General features: G+C 51.5%; 13 protein-coding genes and 1 riboswitch. All 13 genes read left to right on the top strand.

Going from position 1 to position 15,025, the window contains the following annotated elements; all coding sequences use genetic code 11:
- The first annotated feature begins 26 nt into the window (after window positions 1-26).
- The 13 genes from ABEB26_RS05910 to ABEB26_RS05850 all read left to right on the top strand — a co-directional run bounded on the left by ABEB26_RS05910 (window position 27) and on the right by ABEB26_RS05850 (window position 14,973).
- Window positions 27-215, top strand: coding sequence for a thiocillin family RiPP (locus ABEB26_RS05910; protein ID WP_345721052.1), 189 nt, complete (start codon window positions 27-29; stop codon window positions 213-215).
- Between the two features lie 153 nt (window positions 216-368).
- A complete protein-coding gene (locus tag ABEB26_RS05905; RefSeq protein WP_345721051.1) occupies window positions 369-890 on the top strand; it encodes a hypothetical protein in 522 nt (173 codons plus the stop codon).
- Window positions 891-902: 12 nt separating this feature from the next.
- Window positions 903-2,216, top strand: a complete 1,314-nt coding sequence (locus tag ABEB26_RS05900) for a YcaO-like family protein (protein WP_345721050.1) — start codon at window positions 903-905, stop codon at window positions 2,214-2,216.
- Between the two features lie 17 nt (window positions 2,217-2,233).
- Window positions 2,234-3,052, top strand: a complete 819-nt coding sequence (locus ABEB26_RS05895) for a TOMM precursor leader peptide-binding protein (RefSeq protein ID WP_345721049.1) — start codon at window positions 2,234-2,236, stop codon at window positions 3,050-3,052.
- A complete protein-coding gene (locus ABEB26_RS05890; protein WP_345721048.1) occupies window positions 3,049-4,881 on the top strand; it encodes a nitroreductase family protein in 1,833 nt (610 codons plus the stop codon). Before ABEB26_RS05895 ends, ABEB26_RS05890 begins: the two co-directional genes overlap by 4 nt.
- Window positions 4,878-5,600: a nitroreductase family protein gene (locus ABEB26_RS05885; RefSeq protein WP_345721047.1), complete on the top strand. Its 723-nt coding sequence runs from the start codon at window positions 4,878-4,880 to the stop codon at window positions 5,598-5,600. The genes ABEB26_RS05890 and ABEB26_RS05885 overlap by 4 nt, the downstream gene beginning before the upstream one ends.
- Complete coding sequence (locus ABEB26_RS05880) at window positions 5,593-6,789, top strand: M50 family metallopeptidase (protein WP_345721046.1); 1,197 nt, start codon at window positions 5,593-5,595, stop codon at window positions 6,787-6,789. The genes ABEB26_RS05885 and ABEB26_RS05880 overlap by 8 nt, the downstream gene beginning before the upstream one ends.
- 11 nt (window positions 6,790-6,800) lie before the next feature.
- Complete coding sequence (locus tag ABEB26_RS05875) at window positions 6,801-9,488, top strand: lantibiotic dehydratase (protein WP_345721045.1); 2,688 nt, start codon at window positions 6,801-6,803, stop codon at window positions 9,486-9,488.
- Window positions 9,485-10,483, top strand: coding sequence for a lantibiotic dehydratase C-terminal domain-containing protein (locus ABEB26_RS05870; protein WP_345721044.1), 999 nt, complete (start codon window positions 9,485-9,487; stop codon window positions 10,481-10,483). The genes ABEB26_RS05875 and ABEB26_RS05870 overlap by 4 nt, the downstream gene beginning before the upstream one ends.
- A 30-nt stretch (window positions 10,484-10,513) precedes the next feature.
- Window positions 10,514-11,536: a lantibiotic dehydratase C-terminal domain-containing protein gene (locus tag ABEB26_RS05865; protein ID WP_345721043.1), complete on the top strand. Its 1,023-nt coding sequence runs from the start codon at window positions 10,514-10,516 to the stop codon at window positions 11,534-11,536.
- A 97-nt stretch (window positions 11,537-11,633) separates the two neighbouring features.
- Window positions 11,634-12,404: an ABC transporter ATP-binding protein gene (locus tag ABEB26_RS05860; RefSeq protein ID WP_345721042.1), complete on the top strand. Its 771-nt coding sequence runs from the start codon at window positions 11,634-11,636 to the stop codon at window positions 12,402-12,404.
- A 166-nt stretch (window positions 12,405-12,570) separates the two neighbouring features.
- Window positions 12,571-13,281 (top strand): ABC transporter permease, encoded by a 711-nt coding sequence (locus ABEB26_RS05855; RefSeq protein WP_345721041.1) that lies wholly within the window; start codon window positions 12,571-12,573, stop codon window positions 13,279-13,281.
- A gap of 153 nt (window positions 13,282-13,434) precedes the next feature.
- Window positions 13,435-13,542: riboswitch (SAM riboswitch) on the top strand.
- Between the two features lie 150 nt (window positions 13,543-13,692).
- Window positions 13,693-14,973, top strand: a complete 1,281-nt coding sequence (locus ABEB26_RS05850; protein WP_345721040.1) for a homocysteine synthase — start codon at window positions 13,693-13,695, stop codon at window positions 14,971-14,973.
- Window positions 14,974-15,025 lie beyond the last annotated feature (52 nt).

Genomic DNA, 15,025 nt, shown 5'->3' with positions numbered 1-15,025 from the left:
TTAGCTACTTTGTGAGGAATGCTCTTATGTCAGATGTAAAGAACTTGATCGATGCTGAAGTGACCGCCGCTGAAACCGAATTGTTCGCTGATGAGTTGGAAGAGCATGTAACCAATGCTGCCGCTGCTTGTGTCTCATCATTGGGTTCACTCAGCACCTCAGGTACGATTTGTACCGTCAGCACCTTCTGCACAGCTGCAATCGAAGCTCAATAGTGTGATGTAAGGGAGCCAGGCAGCAGGAAACTGCTTCTGCTGCTTGCACCTTCCCTAAGCACCCTACCAAATATGGTGGAAGTATGACTACACAGAACAGGCTCCGGCTACCGCAAGGGTCTGGAGCCTTGACTGATTAAATGGAGTATGACGATGGATGGATTTTTGCTCGCGAATGCTTCAACCTCAAACGCCGCACTCTTCGAACAACTAGCCGATCTGGGTGTATCCCTTCAGCACAAAGCCACAACGCAACGCCCCGCCAGCTGGTTATGGATTTGCACCGACCAGGTTGAGGAAGCCGATCGCTTAATCTCGTTCGTCGCAACCAGTCCATTGCCAGTGGTAGTGCTTCAGCCATTGGTGCATACTCTGCGGCTTGGGCCATTGTTTGGCGCTGATGATTATTGCTGTGTTGATTGTTTTCAACGTTATAACGCTCTTTTTCCAGCTCCTGCAACCAGCGATTATCTGATGGCGCTGCCAGCTTGGCAAACTACCGCCCGTTGGCTCACCAATCAATTGCAACAACTCGCGGCTCGCATTCTGGTGATTCGGGCTGATGGTACTAGTCAATTAGGCCGTTTGCCGCGCGACCCTTTATGTTTGCGCTGCTCGTCCTTCCGCAGCTACCCAATCGATTCTCTACAGCAGCTTCAGCAACCATCGGCATAACGGAGTGTAATCATGTCAAAGACGTTTTTATCAATTGATGACATTTTGACGCGGGTTGCGCCGTTGGTGAATCCGCGAACCGGAATCTTGGGCACTGCGACCGAATTACCGCGCACACCTGGTAACCCGACAATTCCAGTCTATAGCACCAACATTCATTGTGCCGAGCTGGCTATGGCCGAGGCTCCAGCGGGCACAGGCGTATTTTTGGAACGGGAATGGGCTAAAGCTAAATCCTATTGTGAAGCGCTCGAACGTTATTGCAATGTCAAGCATGCGCATCAAAATTTTATTGTGGCGACCCGCCAAGAGTTGGGTATCGAAGCGGTTGATTTGGAGTTATTTCCCCGCTGTTCTGATGCTGAATATCGTAACCCTGCTAACCCAACTACGCCGCCGAGCAACCACCAACCCATGCGCTGGGTCGAAGGCTATTCGCTAATTTCAGGTCAGCCGATGTATGTTCCAGCGATTGGGGTCTATGTTGGCATGCAGCCCGAGTATGCTGGCGAAACCTTTACCACCTCGATCTCAACCGGCACGGCCTTGGCTGCTAGCTACGAACAAGCGATTGTAACTGGAATTGGCGAGGCGATCGAACGCGATGCCTTGAGTATTGCCTGGTGGCAAAAATTGGCCCTGCCACAAGTTGATTTGCGCGAATTTTCCGATCCAGCCTTCCAAGAACGTTTGAGTCGGGTCGAAGCAGCCCAAATTCAGAGCTATTTTTTTGATGCAACTACTGATTTAGGCGTTGCGACGATTTATGCAGTGCAAGTTGCACCCCATGGTCGGCTGCGCACAATGGTGATGTCGGCCACCCGCACCAATCCATTGGCCTTGCCCAGCAAAGTGCTCGACGAATCGGCGGCCTCGCGGATTGGCATCGAGCATTCGTTGAGCCAGCCGCTACCCTTTGATCCTGCCGATTATCGCACCTTTATGCGCTTGAGTGATGGTGCTGCTTACTATGCCGATGCGGCTACTGCTCCCGCTTTTGATTTCTTGTTTGAGCAAACTCGTTGGCGCACGCTCGACCAACTGCCACGGCTCGATCATCCTGATCCTGCGGTCGAAGCCCAGCGCTTGATCGATATTTTTCGGCGGGCTGGGCTGGAACTGATTGTGGTTGATTTGACCTTGCCAGCTTTGCGCGAAGTTGGTTTGTATACGATCAAAGTGGTTGCGCCGCAATTGATGCCCTTCAGTTGTAACTATAATGCCCGCTTTTTGGCTACGCCGCGCTTGTATAGCGTGCCGGAGCGCATGGGCTACCCAGTTTTGGCCGAAGCTGACTTGAACCATTGGCCTCAGCCATTTGCCTAGTTTGAAAGGATTGCCCGATGGATCAACTTTATTCAACCCTTGTGGCAACCCATCAGCAATGGCTGTTTGCCCAAGGTTTACACGAACATCGTTCAGCTCGCTTGCTCTTGGTGACCGACGCAGTGATGGCGCAGGCACTCTTGGCTCGCTTGGGGCAACTGCCCTTAGCCCAGGTGACCGTCGCTGCCTTGTCCAGCACCGATCATGGCCCAATTTCGCAGCAGATTCGCGAATTGACTAGCACTTTTCCAATTCAGTTGCTAGCGCGACCCTTTGCTGCTGGTGGTTTGGGCTTGCTACTCAGTCGTTATCACGCCGCAGCATTAATCACTCAGCGGCCTTATCCGGCGGTGGCCGAAGCGCTGAATCAAGCCAGTTTACGTGCTGCCACGCCATGGACTGCTCTCAGTCTGTGGGGTGCACAAATTACCCTAGGGCCAACGATTTTGCCCAATCACACCGCCTGTTATGCCTGCTATCAAGCACGATTGCGCTCGTGTGAAACTCGCAACGATGTGTGGCAGGCGCGTGATGGCTTTTTACGACGGCAACAACACGCTTTATTTCAACCCTCGCTGGCGGCGCTCAATCAATTGGCTGCTAGCTATGGCTTGGCCGAAATCGAGCGCTTATTACTTGGTCAACAACCACCGTTGGCGCTGGGTCGCGAAGTTCAATGGGATAGCTTCAATCTTGGGGTGAGCCGCAATCATGTTGAGCCATTTGAAAACTGTTCAGCTTGTGGTGGTCAGCAAAACACCACTTGGATTGGTCATGATCAATTGGCTCAGGTGGTGGCCAAATTAAGCTTGCAAGCTCGCGAGGTGGCATTATGACCATGGCAATTGATTTACACAGCCAACTCCAGAGCGATCCGCAGGTGCAAATTCCAACCCGCCCACGAATATCTGATGAAATTGCCCGCGTTTGGCATAACGAACAGCTGTTGTTGTTGCTGGGCGGGCCGCAAGATGTGGTGCTGCGTGGCAAAGCGGTGCGCAATCTGTTGCCGCAACTCTTGCCCTTGTTGAATGGTCTTAACACCCGTGAAACGATTGGCGAACGTTTGACCCAATTCAAGTCTGCAACAATTGACGATACCTTGCAGTTGTTGCATGTGCAGGGGGTGCTCGAAGAAGGCCCGTTGCCAAGCAATACGCTTGATCCACAAGTTGCCCGTGCGTTTAGCCAACAACTAGCTTTTTACAGCCGCTTTGTTGATCAAACGCGGGTCTGTCGCAATCGCTATGAAGTGCTGCAACGTTTGCAAGCAACGCGCTTGTTGTTGATTGGTGGCGAACGTTTGGTTGCGCCACTGCTGGATCAATTGGCCCAAGCTGGCTTAGGCCGCGCAACTTGGCTGGCCAGTTCAGCTCCAACTACCACCTATGCCCTGCCACATTTGGCGCTTGATCTTCAAGTTCCTCAGGCTGATGAATTACTTGCAGCGGTTGATCGTTGGCTAGCTGAACATGATGATGGATTGATCTGTTTGGTAACGAGTACAGCGCAGGCTGAATTAACTCAGGCGCTCAATCAACGGGCGATTCAAGCCCAAACTCGCTTTACCCGACTTTGGCTGCACCCCCAGCATATTGAGCTTGGCCCCACCACCTTTGCTGGCGAAGCTGGCTGTTATGCCTGTGCCGAGCAAGTTGACAGTCACGAACCGCAATTAAGCGAGCCAACCGCGCCGCTGAGCCTCAATGAGCAATTAGCCTTGAGCCAAGCAAGTTTGCTGGTTGGTAATCTGATTTCGGGCTTGACTCCAGTGATTACCGGTGGCGTGCGTTATCTGCTTGATCCAACGACGCTCGAATTTGTGGCGCAATCGGTGCATCGTTTGGTGTTGTGCCCAGTCTGTGGTCAGCCCAACCTTGATGCGCCCCGCGATCTATTGGTGGGCGCGAGCCATTTTGAGAATTTACCGCTATGGTATCACGCCAACACCGATGAGCGCAGTTACGCGATTTTCCCCAAGGCCCATCAGCAGCATTATGCGCCCAAAAATGCGATTGCAATCGTTAGCGGAGCCAAAGGTTATACCAATAGTCAACGCCATGCCTTGAGCGAATTGCAGGGCCAATGGCAGCCTGATCCAACTGTCGATCTGAGTGCTCAACTGCCAGCCCAAACCACGATTGCGCCCTTAGCTTGGTTGTTTGAGCAAGCGTTTGTGCGCAAGCCAGCCACCCAAGTGATCGCCGCTGGCCAACGGTTTGTGCCTTCGGGCGGTAATCTGGCCTCGCAAACGGTCTATTTGCTCAACCACAAGCTGAGCAATTTGGCGGCTGGTATCTATCACTTGAACCAACATGATGCTTCGTTGGAAGCGATTCGCCCATTGTTTGGCTGGGATGAAATTTCCAAAGCCTTCTCTAGCGATCCACTGCATCAACAAACCTTGGGTTTGATTGTGCTGACGGCGGCGATTGGACGAGTTGAAGGCAAGTATGGCGCAAAATCGTATCGGATCGCGCTCTACGATTGTGGTGTTGCCGCGCAGGCAATTGAATTTTTGGCAGGTGCGGCAGGCTGGCAAATCGAGCAAATCAGCACTTTCTACGATCAAGAGTTGCGCGATCTGCTCCAGGTCTATAGCCCAAGCGAAACCCCGTTGCTGGTGCTGCGGCTGGTTGCGCCCAATCCTGAGGTGCTGCAATGAGCGAACATTTCTTCGGTGCTGGCGTGAGTGCCAGTTCCTATATTCACGAATGGACCAGCCTGCAACGAGGCAACCCACTGCCTGAGCCAAATCAGTCAGCTAGCCCATGGTGTTCGAGCTTGTTTGAAGCCAAGGCCAAAATCGCGCTACCAGCGGCGTATCCTACTCATTTGAACTATCAACAATTGATTAATCAACGCCAAAGTTTGCGCGAATATGCTGACCGTCCGGTGAATGTGGCCGATTTAGCGACCTTTTTGGAGCACGCCAGTCGCCCGTTCAACCCAGCCACCAAGCCCTTGAGTTTGCTTGCGCCGCTGATGTTGAAATCTGATGATTTGGCCTTGGGTGGCTATGTTTATAATCCAGCTGCCCATCAATTGGCCGTATTGCGCACCGCCGATCCGCTGGAAACATTACAACGCTATTGCTTTCAACGCGAATTTTTGCAAGCGCCATTGATTGTATTAGTGCTGACTTCGCTGCCCAGCGCAATCAATCAAGCTGGTGATCGTGGCTATCGCCAGGCCTTGCTTGATGCTGGCGCACATTTGCAGCGTTTGTATGTTGCAGCTCAGCGCGTCGGCATGGTCGGTTGTGCCACTGGCAGCGTGATTCAAGGCCAATTAGCCCGTTGGCTCGGCTTTGACGACTATCAAACACAGGTTTTAATCGGTTTTGCTGCTGGCTATCCTCACAAGGAGCAAACTCATGACTAACCCCGCTTTAACGCTGAATGATTTTGCTGCGCTTGAGGCCAGCAGCGACTATCGCCCGCACGTTGTTGATGATGTGCAAGTTTCGCCCTTCAGCCAACAGCAAACCAGCCAATATGTGGTTGGTCGCCCAGCTTCGCCCTCGTTTATGCGCACCAACGTGGTTGGCGTGCGCATTTTGGAATTGCTGAATGGTCAGCGCTCAATCGAGCAGCTGCAAATCGAAATGCAGCAACGTTATGGGATTGAAGTCAGTATCGAAAAGATTCGCCATTTTTGCGATTTATGTGCTCGCCACCGTTTATTAGTCCATGAAACCTGGGTCAACACAACTCCCGATTCAGAAGAAGCGCCACGTTTGGGTCGCCGTAGTGGTTTCTATTGGACGCTGATTCGCGGCGATAGTTTTATTGAACAGATTGTGGCGTGGCAGCGCTGGTGGTGGAATCCAATCACTTGGCTGTTGATGTTTGGTTTGTTGGGCGTGGGCCTGACCTACATCATAACTAAAGGCGTGATGCTGGTTTCGCCCTTGATGTTAGCCCACCCCGATGCGAGCAAACACTTGATTTTCTGGCTATTTGGGCTATTTCTGGTCGAGATTGCAACCCACGAATTGGCCCATGCTGTGGCTTGCCGCATGGCTGGAGCCAAACCAGCAGGCTTTGGGATGGGCTTGCTCTGGTGGTTTATCCCGATTTTCTTCACCGATACCAGCGATATTTACCGTGTACCGAGCAAATATCGGCGGGCTTCGGTGGCGGCGGCTGGCCCCTTGGTCGATGCACTCTGGTTTGGGGTGGTTGCTAGTTTGCTCTGGCTCTTGCCGCGCGATAGTTTGGCCTATGAAATTGCCTTTGCCTATAGCGGCATCCCAGCCTTGCTCTGTTTGATCAACCTCAATCCATTTGTTTCACGCATGGATGGCTATTGGATTATCACCAATCTGCTGGAGCAGCCTAATTTGCGCCACCGTACCGTGCGCAACATGGTCAACAACGTTCGTGGTTGGTTTGGCGCTACACCAATTATCGACCCGCTGAGTGAGCAACAATCGGGGCGTTGGCAATGGGCTTATAACCTATATGCCTTGGCTTCATTGCTCTGGACGATTTTCTTTATGGTCAATATCGGCTTTCATTTTGCCAGCTACGGCTTCACGATTTTGCGCATGTACGCCGCAGCGCTATAAGGAGCATGGCCATGACTGATGTCTATCAATCAAGCATTGTGATCGCCGCTGATCAACCTGTCCAACCAACCTGGCAGCCTGCTTCGCCTGTTTTGGTGCGCCTGGCTGGCACGAGCTACAAGCATTTACATAACCTGAAGTTTGAGCGCACGATTAGCCTGTTTCAAGTGATTTTGCGCCAGCAACGTTGGCTCGATAACCATACCCAGGCAATTGTTGATGTGCTCTACGGATTAATTGGCACAACCCAGGGTTCGCTCAAAAGCAGTTTGGTGGCCCTGAAACGCGATATTTTCAATCGCCGTTTGCCCTTGCGCAGCGATGTTGCCAGCTTGCGCAATCTGGATCATCCAAACTTGCGCGGGCAAGTCTTGCGGTTTCGCCGCACGTTACAGCAATTACAACGGGCTTGGCGCGAGGCTCGGTTGGTATTTGAACAAGAATTACAAGCCAAACGCCGTTTGTTGCAACAAAGCTATGCCCAACCAGCTTTTCAAAAAGCGGTGCAAGTCGCCAGCTCAACCTTAGCCAGCAGCTTGCCGCGCTATATCAATGCCGACCCCAGCCAGTTGCGCAGCCGTGAACGCAAAACCGAAGTTGGAGCCTACCAATATCTGATGCGCATGGCCGGTAAAACCAGCCCATTTAGCCATTTTGGTCCCTTGGTGCTTGGCTCGGCTGACCCGAAATTAGCCCAACCAGTCGCGATTGAAGGCCAAATGCCGCAAGCGCGGGCGGTCAGCCAACTGCGGCGCTCGGTAGGTGGGGCAATTCGCAATGCCTTGGTGCGCATTCCGGCAATCAAGGCCGATTTGCCCTTGCGCTTGAATCCGAGTAGCTTTGTTGATGGCGAGAGTTTGGTTTTTTCGCGCTTGCGCCAACAACTTGATGACCCCAACCAATACTTCGCTTCATGGCAACGTCGTGGCAAACGTTCGCCCTTGCTCGATAGCGTGTTGGCAGTTTTTGCCGATCAACAGCAATTGAGCCACGCCGAATTGTTGGAACTTTTGCAAACCCAACATCCCGAGTTAGCTCCCGCCAAGCTTGCCCAAACGATCAACCAATTGCTCGCCAGCGGCTTGCTCTTTTACAATTTGGATTTACCCTCGGATTATCGTGATCCGCTACTGGCGTTGGTTGATCAATTGGCCGATGTTCCCTCAACTGAAGCTGGGCAAGTTCGCGAATTATTACAAAGCTTGGCTGAATCGGCCCAAGCGTATGCCCAAGCCACAGTTGCTCAACGTTGGCAGCTTGAGCAAAGCATGCGCCAAACCATCGATCAGATCTTGGCTTTTGCGCCAGAATTGAAGCAAACCAGCAGTCAACTTGGTCAGCTAATCGTTGAAGATGTAGTTTGGGATGATTTGGCGGTACATTTGGGTCAGCCATTATTGGCAACTTTGGCCAGCGATTTGGCTCCAGTTTTAGAGTGTGGTTTTCAGCGCGACGGGCGTGGCCCAGCCCAAAGTTGGCTGCTCGATATTTTCACCCATGCCTTTGGCGAAGGCGGCCAAACCGACACTATTCTAGGCTTTGCGCCCGAATACAATCGGCTTTCGGCTCATTCAAGCGAGCTGCCAATGCCGCGGATTAACGCTATTCAACAACGTCAACGCCGTTATGGCCAGTTTTTGCACCAAGCGCTTGATGCCGAGCGCGAAGCCCGTGAATGTATACTTGATCCCCAGGCATTTTGGCAGCTTGCCGCCGATTTTGGTCAACATAATCACTATGGCTCAACCAGCATTCAATTTCAGGTGGCCGCGAGCAGCCAAGCAGCCCTGGCCCAAGGCGATTATTTGGTGGTTTTGAATTACACCTTGCCGGGCTTTGGGCGTTTTCTGACCCGCTATTTGAGCTTGTTGCCTACGCCAAGCTGGCAAAACTATGTGCAATCGGCGTGGCAACCATTGCACAATAATGCCCAAGCTGTGCCAGCCGAAATCGTGTCGGTGCTCGAACATAACGCTCAAGTGCATGTGCCATTTACCAAGCATGTGATTGTGCCGCCCGATGAGCCAAGCTATCGTTCGCAATCAATTCAACATGGCGTTGGCGATTTGAGCCTTGCCCATGATCCAGTTGCTGATCAATTGCGGATTTATCGCCGCCACGCTGATGGCAGCCAACAAGAGCTTTTGCCCTTGTATATGGGCTTTTTGCATATGGTTTCGTTGCCAATTTTGCAACGAGTGCTGGCCCAACTTAGCCCAAGCAGCTATCACATGGAGCAATTGCGACCGCGTGAGCAAACTCTCGTTTCGCGCAAGCAACCAACCAATGCCATCAGTCATACGCCGCGCTTACGGATTGGCCGCTTGGTATTGCAACGCGAAAGCTGGAATGTGCCAACCGCCGCGATTCCTAGTAGCGTCGCCAATGACGAATTTATGAGCTTTTTCAACTGGTATAGCTGGGCTGAACAAGCAGGCCTACCAAGCGAAGTGTTTGTACGCATCCAACGGCCACTCAGCAGCAAACATCTCAATATGTGGACTAACCACAAACCACTGGCGCTTGATTTTGAAAATTATTTCAGCATTCAGATGTTGCGCCATGTGATTGCTGATGATCAAGTCAGTTTGACCCTTGAAGAAATGCTGCCCAGCCCGCAGCAGCAGTGGTTTGATCTTGATCAAGAACCCTATGTGATTGAATTTCAGGTTGAGTTTAATCGGGGAGGCAGTGTATGAGTTTGGCAGTGCTGAATGGCAAAATTTACTATAGCCCGCAGAATATTAGTGAGCCATACGATCCGAGAGCTGATCGATTGATTGCTGAAGCGTGGACTCCGCTGTTTGATCAATTGCACGAACAGATTGAGTTGATTACTTGGTTGCGCTTTGCTGAAGGCGGCTATCAGCTGCGCATCGCCTGTTTTGCTGATGAGCACGTTTTGCGCGAGTTTGCGATTCCGCTGATTCGTGAGCGCTTTACGGCCTATTTTGCCCAAAATCCTGATTTGTGTGGCGATGCCCAGCCACTTTCGGCCCATGCTGCGATTCTCAATCGCAAATTGGGGCTGGATACCGATGTACAGGCTTTGGCTCAGCCTGGCACAATTCAACTTGAAATCAGCCATGATCTCTCAATTGGGCGCGATCACGATTCGCTGGAAGATTTGCAGCACTACTATGCGTTGCAAACCGTAATTGCTCGCGCCACGCTCGATGTAATTCCGCATACAACCGATTTGGTGGCCCGCAAAATCTTCATTCGAATCTTTTTGGATGAACTGTTGCACGCGGGATTTTTGCAAAGTTACGAAATTAGCCAGTTGCTTGAGCGCTTGCGCCAAACCTGGGTCGATTATTTTGAATTCCCACTAGAGTTTATTTTGCAATCGGATGCGTTGGTGGCCCAGTCGCTAGAACGCCATTGGCGTTTTCATCAACAGCCGTTGGCCCAACGCCTTAGTTTATTGCCTGAGGCGTTGCATGCAGTGGTGCAGAACGGGCTGGCAGGTTTACAACGCTATGCTGGGCCCGTGATTAAGCGCAATCAACAACAAGAATTGGCGCGTTCGAGCTACGCCGCGCTTTCGTCGTTGTTTCATCTGACCCATAACCGCCTGAGCGTGAGCATCGCTGAGGAAGCTCATTTATGTAGCCTGTTGCTCTCATTGGAGCGCCAGCGCCAACAACAACCTGATCAAACGCTGCAACAACTGCTAGTGAACCAATATTAAGCTGAAATTTGCGCTGGAAAGGGGAATCTAATGCCGAATCCAAGCCAATGGCACTATCGCCAAGTATTTCTACAACCACCGAATACGCCAACCCCAACCAAGCCTGATCTGCGCCAGGTCTGCGATCGAATGCTGCTCGATTGGGAAAAAACCTTTGGTGAGCATGGCAGCTTGCAGCCGCATATCGATCGCTGGTTTTTTATTCGCTACGGCGAGGGCGGCTATCATGTGCGGTTGCGCTACCAAAGCCCGCCCGAACAGCGCACAACTACGATCGATCCCTTGCTGGATGCTGAGCTGTTGCGATTTTTTCAGGCCCATGCCGCAAGCGTTGGTTTGCAGCAAACGCCGCAGGCAATTGATGAACTATATGCAGCGGGCTATCTGCGCGATCTGACCTATGAGCCAGAATATGCCAAATATGCTGGCACGCTAGGTATGGCTTTGGCCGAACAGCATTTTGCCTATTCCAGTGCGATTTGCCTGCGAGTGTTGCAGGCTAGTGCAACCAGCGGCGTGGCTCGCTCGTTTTGGGTGCTCGAACTGGTTCATGATCTGCTAGAGCAATTTAGCCCTGATCCGTATGTCCAAGCCTTGATTGTGCGCAGCTACCTCGATTATTGGATTGCCCAGGTGGTGGGTGATCGTGCGGCCTTTATTCAAGGCTTGGAGCAGCATTACGAGCGCCAAGCAGCGGTAATTCGCCAGCGTTTGGGCAGCTTGCGCCACAACCAGCTGTATCCATTATTTGCTGATTGGCGCGAACATCTGCGCAGCCATTTTGCCGATTTGCAGACAGCTGAAGCCAATCAGCACTTGCAATCGAGCGTAACAGCGCATTTTCAGCGCTATCAAGCTGAACTGCCAACCATTTTGGCCGAATATCCACTGACTGGCTTGCTCTTTGTGCCCAATTATCTACATTTGGTGCAAAATCGTTTGGGCTTGAGCGTGATGCAAGAGATCCAATTGCTGTATATGCTCTATCGAGTACAAATTGCTGAACTCGATGTTGCGCCAACCAGCGTGCCATTGATTCTAGAGCCACGCTAGCACTTTATATCGCTTTTGATATCGCTTAGCCTCTCGTTTTACGGGAGGCTACATTGTTTAATTGAGCCAGCTGAATACCCTATTGAAGGAGGAAGCGATGGCTCCAGTATTGGTCGTAGAACATCTGCAAAAACACTATGGCAACCATAAAGCAGTCAAAGATGTTTCATTCAGTGTTGAGGCTGGGGAGATTTTTGGGATTGTTGGCCCGAACGGGGCCGGAAAAACGTCATCGGTGGAATGTATTATTGGCCTACGCCCGGCAACTGCTGGCACGATTCAGCTTTTGGGTCGCGATTTGAAGCAGCATGGCCCATATATTCGCAGCAAAATTGGCGTGCAATTGCAACAAGCGACTTTGCCTGATCGCCTGACGGTGGCCGAAGCACTCCAACTGTTTGGTTCGTTTTATCCCCAAGCACGGCCTTGGCAAAAAGTGCTCGAAGAATGGGGCTTGGCTGAACAAGCCAAAACGGCATTTGCCAATCTTTCTGGTGGTCAGAAACAGCGTTTGTTTATCGCGCTTAGCCTAATCCACGACCCCGAAATTGTTTTTCTCGATGAATTGACGACCGGTCTCGATCCGCAAGCACGGCGGATTACCTGGAATTTAATTCAAGATGTGCGCAAGCGTGGCAAAACTGTGGTTTTGGTCACCCACTTTATGGAAGAAGTTGAGCGTTTATGCGACCGAATTGCCGTAATTGATCAAGGCACAGTGATTGCGCTCGATACACCAGATCGTATGATTGCGGCCTATCAACATGATTTGCGCCAACAACCAGTGCCCAGCCGCGACTTGCCGCACCCCGAACGAGTAACTTTTGAAGATGTCTTTTTACGCTTGATCGGCCAGCCCGCCCATTAATCGCATTTAACAGTTGATTGGCATGCCCTCACCCCCTGACCCCCTCTCCCGCACGCGAGGCGAGGGAGAATCCTCATCAAGGGTAGAACACCCCTCTCCCGCGGCAGTGGGCGAGGGGCTAGGGGTGAGGGAACCTATCAACCATTACAGCTTTTCAGGAGGAAGTATGCACGCTTTTTGGCAAATTGTACGAACTGAATTGCGCTTGATGGGGCGTGATCTGACCAACCTCAGTTTTATTGTCTTTTTTCCAGCGGTGATGGCCTTGGTTTTGGGTTTACAAATGCCGGCTGGCCCGAGTCAAACCGCCAATGCCTTGATGATGTTGGCGTTTGGCCCGATGATTTTTGGCATTATGGCGTTCCCGATGAGCTTGGTCAATTATCGTGAGCGTGGCATGTTGCGGCGCTTACAAATTACCCCAATCTCGCCGTTGCGCTATTTGTTGGCTCAAGCCTTGGTTGGCTTGTTGTTGGTATTGCTAGGCGGCTTGGTTGTCTTAATTCTCAGCGTGGTCGTTTTAAAATTGCCGCTGCCTGCCAACCCGCTTGGCTTGATTGCGAGCTTTTTGGTTGGGGCAATTGCCTTTTCAGCCTTGGGAGCTTTGCTTGGCAGCCGCATTCGTAACACCCGCAGCATTCAAGTTGTCAGCATTTTGGTATTTGGAGCGATGGCGGTGGTGCTGGTTTCGAGCACAACCAGCCAATCGGGCCTGCTTCAACAAATTGGGGCTTGGGTGCCTGCACGCCATTTAGTGCAATTAATCGAAGCAAATTGGTTGGGATCAAGTTTCAATATTTGGCCAAGTTTGGCGATCTTGGCGGTGTTGACCGTGGTCAGTCTTGGCTCGGCAACCAAACTCTTTCGCTGGGAATAGACCAGTAGCAAGCCCTAAACCCATTCCTGTGTTGATGAGCTAGGAATGGGTTTTTGATTGTTTAGTGAGATTGTTAAGTAACTTGAAATTGATTCTTGACAATTCTGTTTAACTATGTTATAAATAGCCCATACAAATAAATATCACTTGCGTAACTCATCCAGAGGGGTGGAGGGATCGGCCCTATGAAACCCCGGCAACCGCAGGCAGCAATGCTTGGACTGGTGCTAAGTCCGACAGAATCATTCTGGAAGATGAGGGGCGGCGCACAAACCTATCTTTCGATGGTTACTTACAGCCTCTCATCAACTGATGAGAGGTTTTTTTGTTCATAGGCGTTGTAGCCTGGGTCGCAATGGCGCGAATCGGAACAACCGTAGCATTGAAGATTATATACAAGGAGTCCTGATCATGGCAGACGAAGTACAATTCACCCGATTCGAAACCTTAGCGCTCCACGGTGGTCAAAAACCAGATCCAACCACTGGTTCGCGGGCTGTGCCAATTTACCAAACCACCTCGTATGCCTTTCGGGATACCGACCATGCTGCGGCGCTGTTCTCATTGGCCGAGCCTGGTAACATTTATACGCGGATTATGAACCCGACCAATGATGTGTTTGAGCAACGTTTGGCTTTGCTTGAAGGTGGGATTGGCGCTCTGGCTCTTGCATCAGGCCAAGCAGCCGAAACCTTCGCGATTTTGAACGTCGCTGAAGCTGGCGATAACATCGTTTCAGCAACCAACTTGTATGGTGGCACTTATAACTTGTTCCACCACACCTTGCCACGTTGGGGCGTGCAAACCCGCTTCGTCGATGCCAGCGACCCCGAAAATTTCCGCGCTGCGGTTGATGAACGCACCAAGGCCTTCTACTTGGAAAGCATTGGCAATCCCAAGTTGCAAATTCCTGATTTTGAAAAGATTGCCCAAATTGCCCATGAAGTTGGCGTGCCGTTGATTGTTGATAACACCGCTGCAACCCCATTCTTGTTGCGGCCAATCGAGCACGGCGCAGATATCGTAGTGCACTCAGCAACCAAATTTATTGGTGGCCATGGCACGACGATTGGTGGGGTAATTGTTGATGCAGGCAAGTTCGATTGGGCTGCTAGCGGTCGCTTTACCCAATACACCACGCCTGATCAATCGTATCACGGCTTGCGCTTTGCCGATTTGGGCGCACCAGCCTACATTCTCAAAGCTCGGGTGCAATTGCTGCGCGACTTTGGTTCATGTCTCAGCCCATTCAACTCGTTCTTGCTGTTGCAAGGCTTGGAAACCCTGCACCTACGCTTGGAACGCCACGTGCAAAATGCTGCGGCTGTGGCCAAGTTCTTAACTGAACATAAGAATGTCGAATGGGTCAACTACCCAGGTTTGCCCGGCCACCCATCATATGAATTGGCGCAAAAATATCTGCCTAAGGGTGCTGGTGCCTTGGTTGGCTTCGGGCTTAAAGGTGGTTTGGCTGCTGGTCGGAGCTTTATCGACAAGTTGCAATTGTTCTCGCACTTGGCCAACATCGGCGACTCGAAGTCGTTGGCGATTCACCCAGCGACCACAACTCACCAACAATTGACCGACGAAGAACGTTTGGCAACTGGCGTGACCGCCGATTATGTTCGCTTGTCAGTGGGTACGGAAGCCATCGACGATATTCTCGCCGATTTGGAACAAGCCCTTGCGTAATCGCTTAGTGCCAGCAGTGAGAGTGTGTTGACACTGCTGCATGTCAGGGAGT

It is taken from the genome of Herpetosiphon gulosus, from assembly GCF_039545135.1.
Lineage (GTDB): Bacteria > Chloroflexota > Chloroflexia > Chloroflexales > Herpetosiphonaceae > Herpetosiphon > Herpetosiphon gulosus.
Note: the sequence above shows the minus strand (reverse complement) of the source record. Positions and strands in the feature narration are given on the sequence as shown.

Bases quoted from the DNA above. Each gene is read 5' to 3' on its own strand.
- ABEB26_RS05900 (WP_345721050.1), top strand. From the start codon at position 903: ATGTCAAAGACGTTTTTATCAATTGATGACATTTTGACGCGGGTTGCG.
- ABEB26_RS05890 (WP_345721048.1), top strand. From the start codon at position 3,049: ATGACCATGGCAATTGATTTACACAGCCAACTCCAGAGCGATCCGCAG.
- ABEB26_RS05855 (WP_345721041.1), top strand. From the start codon at position 12,571: ATGCACGCTTTTTGGCAAATTGTACGAACTGAATTGCGCTTGATGGGG.
- ABEB26_RS05880 (WP_345721046.1), top strand. From the start codon at position 5,593: ATGACTAACCCCGCTTTAACGCTGAATGATTTTGCTGCGCTTGAGGCC.
- ABEB26_RS05850 (WP_345721040.1), top strand. From the start codon at position 13,693: ATGGCAGACGAAGTACAATTCACCCGATTCGAAACCTTAGCGCTCCAC.
- ABEB26_RS05875 (WP_345721045.1), top strand. From the start codon at position 6,801: ATGACTGATGTCTATCAATCAAGCATTGTGATCGCCGCTGATCAACCT.
- ABEB26_RS05870 (WP_345721044.1), top strand. From the start codon at position 9,485: ATGAGTTTGGCAGTGCTGAATGGCAAAATTTACTATAGCCCGCAGAAT.
- ABEB26_RS05905 (WP_345721051.1), top strand. From the start codon at position 369: ATGGATGGATTTTTGCTCGCGAATGCTTCAACCTCAAACGCCGCACTC.
- ABEB26_RS05895 (WP_345721049.1), top strand. From the start codon at position 2,234: ATGGATCAACTTTATTCAACCCTTGTGGCAACCCATCAGCAATGGCTG.
- ABEB26_RS05910 (WP_345721052.1), top strand. From the start codon at position 27: ATGTCAGATGTAAAGAACTTGATCGATGCTGAAGTGACCGCCGCTGAA.
- ABEB26_RS05860 (WP_345721042.1), top strand. From the start codon at position 11,634: ATGGCTCCAGTATTGGTCGTAGAACATCTGCAAAAACACTATGGCAAC.
- ABEB26_RS05885 (WP_345721047.1), top strand. From the start codon at position 4,878: ATGAGCGAACATTTCTTCGGTGCTGGCGTGAGTGCCAGTTCCTATATT.
- ABEB26_RS05865 (WP_345721043.1), top strand. From the start codon at position 10,514: ATGCCGAATCCAAGCCAATGGCACTATCGCCAAGTATTTCTACAACCA.